Raw genomic sequence first — 15,574 nt, forward strand, 5'->3', positions numbered from 1 at the left:
GGGACGCGAAGGAAGGGCTACCGAAAACCCCCGATTATTTTGTAACAGCGCAATCAGCTGAGCAGCACGATGCCGCCCGGCAGGCGCGTCAACTGCGCGCCGTACAGGTCGCGCAGCATGTGCAGCGCCAGGTCGGTCTGGGTAATTTCGAAGCGCATGCGCACGCGCCGCGCCGCCAGGTCGGCATTGCGCAGCAGCACGCGGCCCGGGCGATAGCGGTTGATCTCGTCCACCACCTCGGCCAGCGTCTGCCCCGCGAACGTCAGCGTGCCGGTGCGCCAGGCGGCCACTTGCGCGGTGTCCACCGCCTGCGGCGTTTGCAATCCGGTGTCGTCATAGATGAGCTGTTCGCCCGCGGCCAGGGTGCGCTGCGCGCCCGCCCCGTCCACCTGCACCGACCCTTGCAGGCAGGTCACGCAGACCTGGGGTCCGGTGTAGCGCAGGTTGAAGCGCGCCTGCCGCGCCCGCGTGGCGCCGGCGCCCGCGTAGACGATCACCGGCGCGCCGCTGCCGGCGGCCTCGACCTGGGCCTCGCCCGCCACCAGTTCGATGGCCGCGCCGCCGGCCTGCACGCCGCGCTGGTTGATGCGGGTCTGGGTATTCATCTGCACGTGCAGCTGGTCAGACAGCGCCAATTCGCGCTGTTCGGCCGTGCCGGTGCGGAAGTCGGCGGTGTAGTCCAGCAGCGACGGCCACAGGGACAGTGGCGGCCACACCGCCACCGCCGTACCACCCGCGGCCATGGCCGCCCCCAGAAACGCCCGGCGGGCGGGCCGGGTCTGGCCCTTTCTGGCCGGCGGATGCGCCAGCCCCGGATCGCGGCGCGCGGCCTGGCGCAACACCGGGTCCAGGTCCTGCCACAGCCGCGTCACCTCGGCCCAGGCCTGCGCGTGCGACGGGCTGCGTGCCCGCCACTGCTTCATCGCTTCGGCGTCGCCGCGCGTCGCATCGCGGTCACGCAGGCGCAACCACCATTGCTCGGCTTCGCGCCGCAAGCGATCGGGGTCTTGGGAGGGGTTCATGGCGCTGAGCATCGTGTCAGAATTTCCGCCGGCCGACAACATCGCCGTTGGCCACGGCCTCGGTGTCGGCCAGGCGTTCGCGGCAATGCCGCATCGCGGCCGCCAGTTCCTTTTTCACCATCGCCACCGAAATCTGGAAGCGTTCGGCGATCTCGGCATTGAGCAGCCCATCCACGCGCGCCGCCGCCAGAATGGCGCGCTGGCGCGGCGGCAGCTCGTCCATGGCGACCTCCAGCGAGCGCACGTCGCGCCGCGCCGCCACGATACGCTGCGGGTCCGCGGTTTCGTCGGCCACGTGCAGCAGCGCCTCGCGCTCGTCGTCGGCCAGCGGCTCACGATTGCGCCGCCAGTCGTCCGTGGCAATCCGCGCCGCCATGCGCAGCAGGTAGGCATCGGGGTTGAGCACCGGGCTGGCGGGCTTGGCCACATCCAGCCGCAGCCAGGTTTCGTGCAGCGCGGCCGACGCCTGGTCACGCGACCCGACGATGCGTTCCAGGCTGCGCCGCAGTTCGGCGTAGCGGGCAATCAGGCGCAGCCGCAGCAGCGCAGCGGAGATCATCGACATCGCATCACTCCGCAGGCCGGCGCGGCGCCGCGCAATGCGTGCCGCCGGGCAACAGCAGAATCGATACCGGCTGCGGCATGCCCGCAGGCGGCGGCGCGCCCACGTCCATGCCCTGGAGGGCGCGTGTCACCGCCGCATCCACCCGCCCGCTGCCCGTGCTGTCCAGCAGGCGCAGCCGCGTCACGTGGCCGACGTCATCCAGCCGCAATTGCAGCGCCAGGCGGTATTCCCCCGGCCGGGCGGCGGCACTGCCGCACAGCGTGCGCAGCAGGGCCTTCTGCAGCCGCCCGATGTATCCACTGAAATCGGCGCCTCCGGCGCGCGCGCCCGGAATGTCCTCGGCGCGCAAGGCGGGCCCGGCATCCAAAGGGGCACGGCCCGGCCCGTCGGCGGACGGCGCATAGACCACGATGGCTTCGCCGTCCGTCTGGCGAATGCGCAGTCCCGACCCATCCAGCAAGCGGCGCAGCGCGTCCATGACCGTCAGCCGCCCCGACAGCGCCGGCGCGGCCTGGCGCGCATGCCGCTCATCGACCAGCACGGCCACGCCCGCCACATGGCCGATGGCCTCCAGGCTGTCGCCCAGCGGCTGCGCGGGCAAGGCAAAGTCATACCGCTCGCCGCGCAGGCGATCGGCCAGCGCCGCGGACGCGGTCCCGCCCGCCAGGATGGGCGTCGCCAGGCAAAGGAGACACACGCCAACCAGCGCCAACACACTGAGCGGTGCCGGGGTACCTATCATCGGGCGATATGGACGTCGGGAAAGGGAACAGGGCCGGCGCACGCCCGAACAAGGCGACACCGGCCAGCAGGCTAGCCCGGCGATATGACCCGGACATGACACCGGGATGACGCGAACGGCGAACCCGGTACACTGAGCCCCGACCTCGGCGCCAACGGGCAAGCCGACCGTGCACGTCTTCTGGAGAGCATCCCCCTATGATGATCCGTCATCTGGTCCTGGCAGCGTCGATGACCCTGGCCGGCAGCGCCGCGGCCGCCCCCTCGTTCAACTGCGCCAAAGCGGCCACCCCGGTCGAAAAATCCCTGTGTGGCAACTCGGTACTGGCCGACCAGGACAACGCCATCGCACAGCAATACAAGGCCGTGCGGGACCAGCTGGACCCCGATGCCGCCAAAGCGCTGGCAGCCGACCAGCGCTATTTCATAGGCGTGCGCGAGAACATCTATGCCGATCCCTTCAAGGGCAGCACGCCTTTCCAGGAAATCTCCACCAGCATGCGCGCTCGCCTCGCGTTCCTGAAGGCCATCAACCCGCAGCCGCCCGCCGGCTTCGTCGGCAAGTGGAAGAACATCGAAGGTGAAATCGAGATCACGCAAACCGCCGATGGCCAGCTGTTCGTGGCGGCCAACTCGAACCAGCCCTATCGCGGCCTGTGGGTCTGCGACCTGAGCGGCAAGGCAACCGTCTCGGGCGACACCCTCAAGGTCACCTACCAGGACGGCCCGCCCTGGGCCCTTTCCATGACCCGCCGGGGCGCCGTGCTGGTCGTGCGTCAGATTCCGCCCGCCGGCGTCGAGGACGACGGCTTCGGTCCGCCCTTCTGCGGCCGCAAAGGCAGCTTGGCCGGCGACTGGTTCGCGGTGCGCTGACCCCGCCTTCAGTCCGTGCCCGTTCCTGCAAAATGCGGAGACTGGCCGAAGTGTTCGATCAGTAGTTCCGTCAGCACCCGTATCTTTCGCGCGGGATGCTGGCCGGGCGGGCGAATGACGTACGCCCCGGCCGGCGGCGGCGGATACCGCGTCATGATTGGCACGAGCGCGCCGGCCGCCACATAGTCATGGGTCAGGCAGTCGGGCAGATAGGCCACTCCCAGCCCGGCCGCCGCCGCGGCGACCAGCGCCGCGCCGTTATCGGCCTTGAAGCGCCCTTGCGGCCGCGCCACCACCACCTTGTCACCATCCATGAACTGCCACGTCTCGGTGCCCTGCATCAGGGCCTCGTGCGCCGCAAGTTGCGCGGGCGTTTCCGGCGCCCCATGCGCCTTGATGTAGCCGGGGCTGGCCAGCAGCTTGCCGCGAATGGGGCCGACGCGCCGGGCCACCAGGTTGGAATCCTGCAGATAGCCCACCCGTATCGCACAGTCGTAGCCCTCGGCGACGAGATCCACGAAACGGTCGCTGTAGCAGGTCTGCACATGCAGCGTGGGGTGGCGACGCGCCAATTCCGCCACCACCGGCGCAAAATGCGTCAGGCCGAAAGATACCGGCACGGCCACGCGCAAGCGGCCGCGTAGTTCGCCCGCCGGCAGGATCGCTTCCCGCGCCATGTCGATTTCGGCGCAGGCTCGGGCCGCGTGGTCCCGGAACAGCGCGCCGGCTTCGGTCAGCGCGGCCCCGCGGGTGGTGCGCGCCAGCAACTGCACGCCCAGCGCCTCTTCCAGTCGCAGCAAGCGACGGCTGACGATCGACTTGGACACGCCCAGCCGAAGCGCGGCGGGCGACACGCCTCCCGCATCGGCGACTTCGATGAAGGTCTGAAGCTCTTCGATATCCATATTCTGCGGCTCCCCGTTGTGCGTTGCGCGGCTCCCGATGTGCGACGCCTTTCGCCGCAGGATAGCACTGCGCGGCGCGTATCGAATGCGCCGACATTCCATCGCCACGGTGCCCGCCCAGGGCGTTCCTGATCGTGCGACACAGCTTGCCTTCGCACGCGACTACCGCATCCGGATCGGCAAAAACATAATGTCGAGTCCGATTGACGCTTCCTATCCAGACGCTTTCCGGACCGCCATGTTCCATGGCCAATCGCACAGCCATCTTCATCAATCACAGCCACTCAGGGATCCACAATGACCTTTCGCAACGGCCTGAACTCACTGCTACGCCCCGAAGATTCGGTACTCGTCCTGATTGATCACCAGCCCTATCAGCTGACTAACCTGAACAGCCACGACCCGCAATGGGTGGTCAACAATTCGACGGCCCTGGCCAAGGCCGCCAAGGCCTTCGACGTGCCCACGATCCTGACCAGCGTGATCGCCGCGCGCGGCGGCCGCATCTTCCCGCAGATCACCGACGTGTTTCCCGGACAGAAGGTCATCGACCGCACGTTCATCAACACCTGGGAAGACAAGCAGGTCGTCGACGCCGCCAAGGCCACCGGCCGCAAGCAGCTGATCATCGCCGGGCTGTGGACCGAGATCTGCGTGGCCATGCCGGCCATCCAGGCCGCAGGCGAAGGCTGGGACGTGACGGTGGTCACCGATGCGTCGGGAGGCGTGTCGGTGGAAGCGCACGAAGTCGCCCTGCAACGCATGGCCGCGGCGGGCGTGAACCTCATGACGTGGCTGGCCGTGGCCGCCGAATGGCAACGCGACTGGGCCCGCGTGGCCACCGCCGCCGCGCTGACCGACATCCTCGTTCAGCACGCCGCAGGCAGCGGCATCGCGTATCTGTGGGAACAGCAGTTGCTCAATACACTCGTGTCAGACACGGCAGGCTGACCACGCCCGGGGATGTCGCGGCCGCTTGGCATCCGATGAGTCGCGGCGCGTCGCGTCGTGCGGATGGGGAGCAAGCCGCGTTATCCGAGGAGATCCACCTTTCCAGTGGACAGACGGTAGACGCCTCCGGCGATCCTCAGCCTTCCTGACTTTTCGGCTTCTCGGATGATCGCCGACTTCGTGCGCAGATTGGCCATGCCATCTCGAACATTCTGCGCGATCGTCGCATCCAGCAGATTCGCGACTTCGCCCTTGACCTTGTTCACCGCCGGCAGCATTGTTGTTGCGAGCGAATGGATCTTTCCAGGATAGGTCGCCCCCTTCGTCGCGATCTTGACTGCTGCATCCACCGCGCCGCATTTGTCGTGACCGAGCACGAGAATGACTGGAACATTCAACACAGCGACTGCATATTCGAGGCTTCCTGTCACGTCATCGTTGACAATATTCCCCGCGACGCGCGTAACAAAAAGATCGCCTCGCGCACTATCGAACGTATATTCTGGCGCGATCCGAGAGTCTGCACAGCTCAGCACCGCAGCATACGGATTCTGCCCACCACTGAGCACCTCGCGTTGGTGAGCGAAATCATGGCGACGGGTAACCCCGGACACATACCTCGTGTTGCCTTCCATCAGGTGCTTCATCGCATCGTCAGGCGACAACGCGTTCTGCGGCTTGGGCAGCGCATGGGCCTGGGTAGCGAACAGAACATCGCCGACAGCAGCTGCGAACACCGACGTACCGGCCGCCAGCAGGAATGATCGGCGAGGCGGCGCCGAAGTCACCTCCGGGCAGGCTTTCTCGTCACACATTTGACCCTCTCCAGAATTTCAAGCGCATCTCCATGGAATGCCTTCCGTCTATTGATTGGCAGGCTTCACTGCCGGACTGCCGATCACGCGATAGGCGATGGCGCCGATGACGCCCCCCACGATCGGAGCGACCCAGAATAGCCACAGCTGCTCCAATGCCCACCCTCCCACGAACAGTGCTGGCCCGGTGGAGCGCGCGGGATTCACGGACGTATTGGTGACGGGAATGCTGACCAGGTGGATCAACGTCAGCGCCAGCCCGATCGGAAAGGCAGCCAAGCCAGCCGTCGCGCGCCTGGCCGTGGCGCCAAGAATCACAAACACGAACCCCGCAGTCAACACGACCTCCGTGGCTAAAGCGGACATCAGTGAATACTTGCCGGGCGAATACTCCCCATAGCCGTTTGCCGCGAATTGACTTGCCCCAAGATCGAAGCCCGGCTTGCCGCTGGCAATGCAGGCCAGCACAGCCGCCGCGGCGATCGCGCCCAGGATCTGGGCAATCACGTAGGGGGCAATCTCCTTGGCGGGAAATCGGCCCCCTGCTACCAGGCCGATGGTGACGGCGGGATTGAAATGTCCACCAGAAACGTGACCTACCGCCAGCGCCATCGTCAACACCGTCAATCCAAATGCCAAGGCAACGCCCAGGAACCCTATCCCGGATTCCGGAAAACCAGCGGCCAGCACCGCTGCGCCGCAACCTCCTAGCACCAACCAGAATGTGCCGAAAAACTCAGCGCCGCAGCGCCTTGAAAGCGAGAACATGTCATCCCTCCGAATCAAGAACCTTGAATATTTCGCGCAATCGCGCCCTACGCCGCTTTTGGGGGAAGATCACCCCGCCCCCTCCAGCGTCCCGCAGCCGCTTTCGGTAGTCAGCCGCAGTGATTCCAAAATGAAGCTTGAAGGTCCTGCTGAAGGCACTGAAATCCAAGTATCCGCAACGGTGTGCCACCTGTTTCACGGGTAGGTCTTTCAGGGCCGGATCCTTCAACAAGACACTTGCCCGCTTCATACGCAGATACTGAAGTGAGCGGAAAAATGTGCCGTGGACATCGTCTTCGCTGAACACGATGTGCAACTGACGCACCGAAACGCCGAACACTTCGGCCAGTTGCGCGGCGGTAATCGCGGGATCGGCGCTATGCGCCTCAAGCCACGACAGCATTTCCACGCGCAGCTTCGCCCTGGCCAATTGGGAGCGTTCTGCGCCCGCTCTCGCCGGCGGCTTGCCCGAGGCGGCCACTAGAGTCATATTCATCAAGCGTCCATACCGAATGGCGTGAATGGCTGCTACGCGAGCGGTGATTTCTCAACGGCCATGTAGTGCATTGCCGGAACCATCTGGAAAACTCTCCGGGCAATGCCCGGTTCGGTCCATTCACATAGCGCCACGACGCCCTGCTCGATCTGCGCATAGGTTGCGGTCGCGATCCCGAGACGGGCCGCCATCGCGTCCTGAGAAAATGACAGCCACGATCGCCAAGCCCGCAATGCTGTCCAGCCGTACGTCTGGACCATTGCTTCGATATGCCACGGGCAGGGCAACTTCCTCTCTTGCCCGGGAATTCCCAGCCCTCTGACTGCCGAATCAGATAGAAACTCCATATCGCCTTACCAATGGAAGCCCGCACCCACGGTGGCCCCTACCTTCCCACGCGTCGTCGTGGAACCCGAGGCCTTGTACACCCAGGTCCCGTTGCCCGACATGCCGGAAACTCCCATGGCCATCGCGGAGCGGCCCGCGTACGTCGATACCGCCATCGAAAGCATGCCCTTGCCGGGCAAACTGGCGCTGGGCAAGCCCGCCATGGCCATCGCCGAAGCGATGCCGCCATTGACTTCCGAACGCAGCTGGCCGATCTTGCTGTCCGTATAGGCATTGGCCTGCTGGACCGCCTGCCCCGACGACTGGCTGGACAACTCCAGCACTTGGCCCAGATTCACGGCATCGGTAGCCGACGTGCCCGCCGCGACATTGGTGATCTGCCGCTCCTGACCCGCGCTGCCGACCGAGACGCTATTGGCCCGATCCGCCACCGACCCCGCACCCACGGCCACGCTGCCCGCCGCGCTGGCGGTGGCGCCGTTGCCCAATGCCACGCCGCCCTGGCCCGTCACGCTGGCGCCCGACCCCATGGCGTTGCCCTGGCTGCCCGCAGCCACCGTCGGCCGCTCGACCGCGCTCGCGTTATCCGTGGCGATCGCCGCGGTGTTGCGAACAAGTTCCTGATTGGCGGCAGTGACCCGAGCCACCTCCTGGCTCAACGCCTGGATCTGGTTGCCGTGCTGCACCGTCGTCCCGGCCACCACGCTGATGGACGCGCTATTGGCGGCAATGTTTGCATGGGCCTCGAACAGCTGCGAACCGTTGATCGCTTCCGTGCTCGCGGCACTCAGCACGCCGGCCCGCACGCCCGTTATTGCACGCGCGCCCGCCGCGCCCGTCATGTTCACCGACGTACCGCCCGTCGCCCCGGCGACCGTCACCTCGCCGCTCGCCGCGTCCTGGCGCACCAGGCCCGTCGTGCCGTTGGTGATCTGCGTTTGCAGATTGGTCACGCTACCTGCGACCGTCGTCACCCGGCCGTCAAGATTCGTGATGTTTCCTTCGGCCGTGGTCACGCGGTTATCGACATTGCTGATCGCTGTGCTGTTGGTGGCGATATCTGCCGTGTTCTGCGCGATGGCGTTGGTGTTGGCCGTCACGTTCGCGTTGGTCTGGAACAGCTGCGAGCCGTTGACCACGTCCGTGCTCGTGGCGCTCAACCCGCCCGCCTGCACGCCCGTTACGGTGCGCGCGCCCGCCGTACCCGCCATATGCACCGACGTGCCGCCCGTCGCCCCGGCCACCGTCACGTTGCCGCTCACCGCGTCCTGGCGCACCAGGCCCGTGGTGCCGTTGTTAACTTGGGTCTGCAAGGTCGTGATATTCCCCTCGACCGTGCTGACGCGATTATCGACATTGCTGATTGCCGTGCTGTTATTGGCGATATCGGCCGTGTTCTGCGCAATGGCGTTGGTATTGGCCGTCACGTCCGAATTGGTCTTGAACAGCTGCGAGCCATTGACTGCGTCCGTGCTCGTGGCGCTCAGCCCGCCCGCTTGCACGCCCGTCACGGTGCGCGCGCCCGCCGTGCCCGCCATATTCACCGACGTGCCGCCCGTCGTGCCCGCCACCGTCACATTGGCGGTCGTTGCATCCTGGCGAACCAGACCCGTCGTGCCGTTGGTGATCTGCGTCTGCAAGGTCGTAACGTTGCCTTCGACCGTGCTCACGCGGTTATCGACATTGGTAATTGCCGTGGTGTTGTTAGCGATATTGGCCGTGTTCTGCGCAATGGCGTTGGTATTGGCCGTCACGTCCGCATTGGTCTTGAACAGCTGCGAGCCGTTGACCGCGTCCGTGCTCGTGGCGCTCAGCCCGCCCGCTTGCACGCCCGTCACGGTGCGCGCGCCCGCCGTGCCCGCCATGTTCACCGACGTGCCTCCCGTCGCGCCGGCCACCGTCACGTTGCCGCTCGCCGCGTCCTGGCGCACCAGGCCCGCCGTGCCGTTGGTGATCTGCGTCTGCAGATTGGTCACGCTGCCCTCGACCGTCGTTATCCGGCCGCCCAGATTGGTGATGTTCCCTTCGGCCGTGGTCACGCGATTGCCCACGTTGGTGATCGCCGTCGTGTTGTTGGCGATGTCGGTCGTGTTCTTCGTGATCGCGTTGGTATTGGCCGTCACGTCCGCGTTGGTCTTGAACAGCTGCGAGCCGTTGACCGCGTCCGTGCTCGTGGCGCTCAACGCCCCCGCCTGCACGCCCGTCACGGTGCGCGCGCCCGCCGTACCTGCCATGTTCACCGACGAGCCGCCCGTCGCCCCGGCCACCGTCACGTTGCCGCTCGCCGCGTCCTGGCGCACCAGCCCCGTCGTGCCGTTGTTGATCTGCGTCTGCAGATTGGTCAGATTGGTATTGGTTTGCGTAATCCGTCCGCCCAGGTTGGTGACGTTGCCTTCCGTCGTCGTCATCCGCCCCGACAGGTTCGTGATGGCGGTGGTGTTCTGGTTGATCGACGTCTGGGCGGTCGCCAGATTCGTGTTGGTTACAAACAACTGCGAACCATTGACCGCCTCCGTACTGGCCGCGGTCACGTCACCCGCGGCAAGGTTACGAATCTTGTTACCCGACAGGTTCACCGGGTTGAGCATGACGATCCCGCTCAACCCACCCAATAGCAGGGTCAGGTCTTCGCGTCCACGAATGAAAACCGTCGACGCATTGTGACCGCCGCCACCAGGCCCGCTGCCCAGGTTTTGCAGGCTGAAGCTTGAACCGGCCCCGCCAATAGCACCGGCGCCGTCGTGGGCATACACGCGCCCCACATCGAAGCCGCTGTTGTAAATCTGCAATGCCTGTGCTTGGACGGCGGAGCTGAACAGCGCCCCGCCGGTCGTGACAACTGCCCCCAATATTGCGCACGAAAGCACCCCCGGCCGGGATGATTTCCCTTGCGCTTTCGCGTTTTCCGAAACGGCGCTCCAGCATTGGGTCACGGCATTCCAGACAAGGCGATAAATTCGGTTCATGGCTAAATCAGAAAGAGAGTTTCGCTTCAAGGAGCGCCTTGATGCGGCTGCGCACGCTGAGCGGACGAACAAAAGCGCGGAGAATTCATGGAAGATTCCAAGTGGGTGAAACTATAGATAGCGCTGGTTTTCAGGAGAATCGTAGGATTCCGAGAAACCCTCTGCGCAAATGCAAAGAAACAAAAAGACGCCTCGGCAGACCGGCTCCATCGCGATCCGAACAGGGTCCGGCGTTCACACCAGGGGGACCGGCTTGTCGGCGGGCCTGAAATCCAGGAGTTCTCCGATTGCGCTGCCCAAGTGAACGACAACATACTGGTCGGCCTACTCTTTGCACCCTTCGAGGCCCCTCGTGCCAGCTTTTCGATTCACTCGCATCGTCGCCACGGCTATCGCCGCCGCATCCCTCTTTCCATCCCCTGCCCAAGCCCAGCAGCCGCAGGCCTACGTCACGCTCAGCCCACCGCAACCGTCCGAGACGCCGGGAAAGATCGAAATCCTGGAGTTCTTTACCTACGCTTGCGGGCCTTGCGCCACCATTGAACCCATGATCGAAAACTGGTCCAGGACGCTGCCAGCAGATGTGCATTTGAAACGCGTGCCGATTGCGTTCAATGCCGGCATGGAGCCACTGCAACAGCTGTATTTCACGTTGCATGCCCTGGACCGCGCAGATCTGCACGCCAAGGTCTTCACCGCCCTGCACCAGGAACGCAAGCGGCTGCTCGACAAGAAGGCGATGGGTGAATGGGTCGCCGCGCAGGGTGAGGATCGAGCCAGATTCGACGCGATTTTCGATTCATTCAGCGTGCAGACTCAGGTGCAACGCGCAAACCAACTCGCCGCGGCCTACCGGATCGACAGCACGCCTTCGTTCGCCGTGGGAGGCAGGTTCATGACCTCACCGGCCATGGCTGGCAATAGCTACGAAGGCGCGATCCGGGAAATCGACAAATTGATCCCGATGACGCGTGACTAGGCGCGTGAGACCCTGCTGGTGATCGATTGCGCCGGGCCGTCGAACGGTCGACGGTGCGTCCCGCGGCTTGCCGGCATACCCCGGCCGTACAGGGACAGGGCATGTGATGTCACGAGGTGAATAGCCCGTTATGCACGCAGAACATAATCAGTTCATGATCATTCTCGGCGCCGAGCTTTCGCATGGCCGCCATTTTGTGCGAACTGACCGTCGTGACGCTTCGGTTCACGTGTAACGCTATCTCGCTCACACTCATGCCGGAGAACAGATAGCGCAACACCTCCATTTCCTTGGGCGTCAGTTGCGCGATCCTATCGTCCACACCCTCATCGATTTGGCCGGCCTTGCGCCGGCCTGGCGGCCGTCGCTTTTCAAGAATCATGGAGGTGATCGAATTCGTGAGTTCGCTCAAATCGTGGCTCTTCAGCAGTACGGCGGAAACGCCCAAGCCGTACAAGCTTGAGGCGATCACCGGCGAGGAAATCATCGTCAGGACGACGATCCGGACATCCCGGTAATTGTTCCTGATATGGCTGACCAGCTTGATGCCGTCTCCGAATCGCGTCGGTCCCGGCATGTTGTAGTCCGTGATGACGACCTGCGGGCGCAAGGCGATGATCGCTTCGACCAGGGCATCAGGCGTACGCGCTTCCGCCACGACGTCAAAATCCGGTCGTTGCGAGAGCATGTGCCTGATTCCCGCGGTTACCAGAGGGTGGTCATCCGCCAGCACTATGCGTATTTTCTCGTTCATGGCGTTCCATCAGGTTGCGGTGAATTTTGCGTTGCCATCTTGTTCCTCACGGCATCGACCATGGTTTGCAACGCATCGCAGAAAGTCTTCAAATCAGCCGATACTCCCTCGGACATTCCCTCATTGGCCAGGCTGGATTCCAACCGGGCGCACTCGCTGGCGAGTCCCCTTGAATTGGACATGACCAGCCCGCCTCGAACGCGGTGCAATATCTCATCCAGCCCATGGGAATCGGCACGCTCGGCGGCACCACGCAATAGCATCACATCCCCCCCCATTGCCGTCACGAAGACTTCACGCACAAAGTACGGAACGTCATCGGCGTCGCTCTCGTCCAACAGGGATTGCCCCGGATCCGCAACCGGATCCACAGCAGAATTCAGCAGTCGCCTATCGGCGCACACTTTGACCAGGCAAACCTTGAGTGATTGAGCCGACACCGGTTTTGCCAGCCAAGCATCGATGAGACCACCGGCCGCCGCGGGAGTGAACAGTTCGGATACGGCGTTTGCTGTAACGCATACCGCCGGCCGCTTCATGCCGCGTTCGCGCAATGCGCTGACCATTTCCCGGCCGCTCAGTTCGGGCATGTTTGCGTCGGTGAGCAGAATATCGAAATGCTCATCGGACCATAGTTCGATCGCTCGCCTCGGACTGCCACATAGCGTGACCTCGCAGCCAAGCGACTCCAATTGCCACTTCAGGACCTCCTGATTGAGCACACTGTCCTCCACAACCAGTATCCGCAGTCCAAGTCGATCCATGGCCTGCCGCGTCGCCTCGGGCGCGTAGCCGACAGTGTCTGCCGAGGCAACCAACTGTCGCCCGGCCGATAGCAGTATTGCCTGCCGAATGGATCGAATCGCATAACAATTGACCTGCCAACCCTGCTGGACGGGATTCGGATGCAATGGCCCGGTCTGGGTGCAGAAGACCTGGCGCATATGGGCGGGCACGGGACTCATCTGCTCCGGAAGCACTTGAACCAATACCGATTCAGCTTCCATACTGGGCAGGTCGCCGCCTGACACCAATTCACAAGTGGCGCCCCATCTGGTCACCCAGTTCCGGTAGTGATCCCTCAATTCCTGGGTCGGCGCACGCACGTAGACTTTCAGCCCGTGCAGGGTTTCGGCCTCCGCCTGCGCAGGCTCCGACTGGCCTGGGGTAAAGGGAAGTTCCACCAGGAAGGTACTGCCCACATTGCGGTGGCTGATGGCCTCGATATGGCCCCCCATCATTTTCACCAGCTTGCGGCAAATCGCCAATCCCAGCCCGGTACCGCCGCCGCCGAGCCGGGCCGACCGGGCCTGATAAAACGGCTCGAACACATGCGTCAGCTCCGTTTCCGACATGCCGACTCCCGTGTCCGATACGCGCCAACGAAGATGTACGGCCTGGGCATCCTTGGTCTCGACGGTCAGTGCCACCATGACTCGCCCGATTTCCGTGAACTTGATCGCGTTGCTGACCAGGTTGTTCAGGATCTGCCTCACCCTGCCTGCGTCGCCCAGAAGGGTGACGGGAACATCGGTAGCGATGGTGCAATGCAAGAAAATTCCTCGCCCGGCCGCTTTGGGGCCGTATACCTGCACAACGCTTTCGGTCAACTCGATGGCTGAAAACGGCTCATTGTGCAGCGTGAGCCCGCCCGCCTCGATCTTGGACATATCGAGCACATCGCCAATAACGTTCAGCAACTGGTCGGAGGACGATTCAATCGTTCGAATAAAGCCTTGCTGGACCTGCGACAGGGGCGTGGACGCCAGCAACTCCAGCATGCCAAGCACGCCATACAACGGCGTACGAATTTCATGGCTCATGGTGGCCAGAAATTCAGATTTGGCGGCATTTGACTCGTCGGCGGCTTGCCTTGCCTGCTCCAGGGTCTCGTGGGCCTGGACATCCTCGCTCACATCGCGAAACGTGCACAGCAACGCATCCTGATCTTCATATCGCGTAGCCAGGAATTTCCCGACAATGTGACGGTCTCCCAGCGTCAATCGCTGCTCGCCCTCTTGCTGAGCCGTTGCATTCGACGTTCTCCAATCGATGACCGCCCGCCGCATCCGGGCCAGGTCATCGAACCACGCGATGGCGAGTTCATTGCACCGCAGGATTTTTCCCTCCGGCCAAGTACACACCACTATCGCAAGCTGCGCCGCATCGATTACCTGTCGGCCGAACGCGTCGCTTTCCTCGATGCGCTTGATTTGCCGTTTGGCCGGTTCGTAGAAGCGCTGCACATACCATCTGGCGAAAAAAAGCGTGGCAATGCAGCTCACCAGGACCAAGAGCCCAACCGCCGCCAGCCCGGGGCCCAACTCTTCGGCGTAGTGGCGATAGGGAGTGAAATACCGCGCCGAAATTCCATGGTCGCCATCGATCCGGAAGACGGTGCCATCCCTGTGCATGCTCCATCCCGGGCTGGCATCCGCTGTCCGTAGCGGCGCAGGGGCAAGTGCCTTTCCCTGGGCGTCGAAAAGCTCCACCCGGGATGTAATGATCGGCCCCATCAGGCCCTGCATGCCCTGGTAGCGCTGCGACAACGAGTCCTCGGTATCAAAGTAGGACACAACGACCCATTCGCGATCGGCAACCCAGGGGACATCGCTATTCGAATAGGGTTTTACCAGGCGATAAGCCAGCACGGCTGTCTCGCCACCTTCGAGCCTGACCGCGGTAAGCTGTACGTTATCGTCGGCCTCCGACAACTTCGTCAGCATGCCGTTCAGGATCACCCTCTGATTTGCGCACGGCGCGACCTGACCGCGCTGGCGATCTTCCTCGGCGGGCGCTCCCTGGCAAGGCGTGCTCATCCGAACCCGGCCGTCCTTGGACAGAAGCATCAAAGGAAACATGCTGCCCGAAGGGGCCTGCGCCAGGCTGCTGTAGAGCTGTAACGCAGTGGACAAGCCGAATACCGCGAGTTCGACTCGGTCGTCGTGCAGTGATGCGGGCATTTCCAGCCGCAACCGCGACTGGAATACGGCATCGTAGACAAGGTACTGGTTCACGTCCGGCACTGACGCGCCGCCAATCGGCTCAATCTGCAGACGGCGCCTGACCCCGGGGAAAAAACCTTTGTCCCCGCTCAGCGACACTTGGCCCAACGCGGTTTTCAAGGCCTGGATGTCCGCTTCCAGATGGTCCATATGATGCTGCAAACGCTGGGACGACAGACCAATCTCGCGTTGCACGGCCACGTAGGCAAACGAGCCGGTCAGCACGACCAACAGCGCAACGATCAAGGCGGTAACCTGAATCTGCCGGGCGGAAAGAACTGCCATGGACTCGTGGACTCGAAATGTATGCCGCCGGTCGGGACGGCAAACTAAAGACTCGCAGAGCCGAATATTGAAATATCGCGCGATAAAGCGCAATGAGAATC

The 15,574-nt window shown here is 63.7% G+C and carries 14 protein-coding genes; 3 read left to right on the plus strand and 11 right to left on the minus strand.

Translation table 11 applies throughout. The features are described from left to right. Positions 1-53: 53 nt before the first annotated feature. From AC6LJ2_RS12510 to AC6LJ2_RS12520, 3 genes are read right to left on the minus strand one after another with little or no spacing between them, the layout of a single operon-like run. A complete protein-coding gene (locus AC6LJ2_RS12510; RefSeq protein WP_498151458.1) occupies positions 54-1,022 on the minus strand; it encodes a FecR family protein in 969 nt (322 codons plus the stop codon). Between the two features lie 16 nt (positions 1,023-1,038). Continuing rightward, entirely contained in the window at positions 1,039-1,587 is a 549-nt protein-coding gene (locus AC6LJ2_RS12515; protein ID WP_263909875.1) for an RNA polymerase sigma factor, read from the minus strand. Positions 1,588-1,591: 4 nt separating this feature from the next. Next, entirely contained in the window at positions 1,592-2,284 is a 693-nt protein-coding gene (locus AC6LJ2_RS12520) for a hypothetical protein (protein WP_498151459.1), read from the minus strand. A 242-nt stretch (positions 2,285-2,526) separates the two neighbouring features. Between AC6LJ2_RS12520 and AC6LJ2_RS12525 the strand changes: the two genes are divergently transcribed. After that, positions 2,527-3,201 (plus strand): lysozyme inhibitor LprI family protein, encoded by a 675-nt coding sequence (locus AC6LJ2_RS12525; protein ID WP_445657479.1) that lies wholly within the window; start codon positions 2,527-2,529, stop codon positions 3,199-3,201. 8 nt (positions 3,202-3,209) lie between these two features. Here the strand turns inward: AC6LJ2_RS12525 and AC6LJ2_RS12530 are convergent, their stop codons facing one another. Further along, positions 3,210-4,106 (minus strand): LysR substrate-binding domain-containing protein, encoded by an 897-nt coding sequence (locus tag AC6LJ2_RS12530; protein ID WP_263909869.1) that lies wholly within the window; start codon positions 4,104-4,106, stop codon positions 3,210-3,212. Between the two features lie 297 nt (positions 4,107-4,403). On the opposite strand from AC6LJ2_RS12530, the gene AC6LJ2_RS12535 reads away from it, so the two are divergent. Next, entirely contained in the window at positions 4,404-5,057 is a 654-nt protein-coding gene (locus tag AC6LJ2_RS12535; protein ID WP_263909867.1) for an isochorismatase family protein, read from the plus strand. Positions 5,058-5,137: 80 nt separating this feature from the next. Here AC6LJ2_RS12535 and AC6LJ2_RS12540 read toward each other — a convergent pair whose 3' ends face one another. From AC6LJ2_RS12540 to AC6LJ2_RS12560, 5 genes are read right to left on the minus strand one after another with little or no spacing between them, the layout of a single operon-like run. After that, positions 5,138-5,872 carry a carbonic anhydrase gene (locus AC6LJ2_RS12540; RefSeq protein WP_498151460.1) on the minus strand — a complete coding sequence of 245 codons (735 nt, stop codon included), beginning with the start codon at positions 5,870-5,872 and terminating at the stop codon, positions 5,138-5,140. Positions 5,873-5,920: 48 nt separating this feature from the next. Beyond that, positions 5,921-6,640, minus strand: a complete 720-nt coding sequence (aqpZ, locus tag AC6LJ2_RS12545) for an aquaporin Z (protein WP_263909863.1) — start codon at positions 6,638-6,640, stop codon at positions 5,921-5,923. Position 6,641: 1 nt separating this feature from the next. Next, positions 6,642-7,136: a helix-turn-helix transcriptional regulator gene (locus AC6LJ2_RS12550; RefSeq protein ID WP_498151461.1), complete on the minus strand. Its 495-nt coding sequence runs from the start codon at positions 7,134-7,136 to the stop codon at positions 6,642-6,644. A gap of 32 nt (positions 7,137-7,168) precedes the next feature. Continuing rightward, the gene (locus tag AC6LJ2_RS12555; protein ID WP_498151462.1) at positions 7,169-7,483 is read right to left on the minus strand and encodes a hypothetical protein; all 315 of its coding nucleotides are present in this window, start codon (positions 7,481-7,483) and stop codon (positions 7,169-7,171) included. Positions 7,484-7,489: 6 nt separating this feature from the next. Next, positions 7,490-10,450, minus strand: coding sequence for an ESPR-type extended signal peptide-containing protein (locus tag AC6LJ2_RS12560; protein ID WP_498151463.1), 2,961 nt, complete (start codon positions 10,448-10,450; stop codon positions 7,490-7,492). Between the two features lie 352 nt (positions 10,451-10,802). Between AC6LJ2_RS12560 and AC6LJ2_RS12565 the strand changes: the two genes are divergently transcribed. Beyond that, a complete protein-coding gene (locus AC6LJ2_RS12565) occupies positions 10,803-11,429 on the plus strand; it encodes a thiol:disulfide interchange protein DsbA/DsbL (RefSeq protein WP_498151464.1) in 627 nt (208 codons plus the stop codon). 109 nt (positions 11,430-11,538) lie between these two features. On the opposite strand, the gene AC6LJ2_RS12570 is transcribed toward AC6LJ2_RS12565, so the two are convergent. Both AC6LJ2_RS12570 and AC6LJ2_RS12575 read right to left on the minus strand, forming a co-directional pair. Further along, entirely contained in the window at positions 11,539-12,183 is a 645-nt protein-coding gene (locus tag AC6LJ2_RS12570) for a response regulator (protein WP_498151465.1), read from the minus strand. Further along, positions 12,180-15,473 carry a hybrid sensor histidine kinase/response regulator gene (locus tag AC6LJ2_RS12575; RefSeq protein ID WP_498151466.1) on the minus strand — a complete coding sequence of 1,098 codons (3,294 nt, stop codon included), beginning with the start codon at positions 15,471-15,473 and terminating at the stop codon, positions 12,180-12,182. The genes AC6LJ2_RS12570 and AC6LJ2_RS12575 overlap by 4 nt, the downstream gene beginning before the upstream one ends. Positions 15,474-15,574: the final 101 nt, after the last annotated feature.

The organism is Achromobacter sp. 1014246743, assembly GCF_059760725.1.